Origin of the sequence: Halomonas sp. SIMBA_159, assembly GCF_046536035.1 — a bacterium.
Lineage (GTDB): Bacteria > Pseudomonadota > Gammaproteobacteria > Pseudomonadales > Halomonadaceae > Vreelandella > Vreelandella venusta_A.
In genome coordinates this window covers 1-274 of record NZ_JAWJBT010000513.1, presented here as the reverse complement: position 1 = coordinate 274, position 274 = coordinate 1, and the positions used below count along the sequence as shown (strand labels likewise).

Sequence of the window (274 nt, the reverse complement as noted above, 5' to 3'; positions counted from 1 at the left end):
CTAATGACCCACCGGTAATCAGGGCCGACCATGCCTTTAACTAAGTGAGGAACGATCAACCCAATAAATCCAATCGAACCTGCCACAGCCACAGAGCCGCCCGCCAATACGATAACCACTGCCCCGATTATCACCTTCAGCAAGCCCGTGCGTTGGCCTAAACTTTTTGCTACGTCTTCCCCTGCAAGTAAGATGGTCACAGGTTTTCCAAGGAATAAGGCGATGACTAACGCGATGACCATATAAGGCAAAACGGGCATAATCATATCTAGGC

Annotated in this window: 1 protein-coding gene; it reads right to left on the bottom strand. The window is 49.6% G+C overall.

The window, feature by feature from the left end; all coding sequences use genetic code 11:
* The coding region (locus R0J87_RS20240) for an iron chelate uptake ABC transporter family permease subunit (protein ID WP_498888499.1) at nt 1-274 on the bottom strand (274 nt) is incomplete at both ends.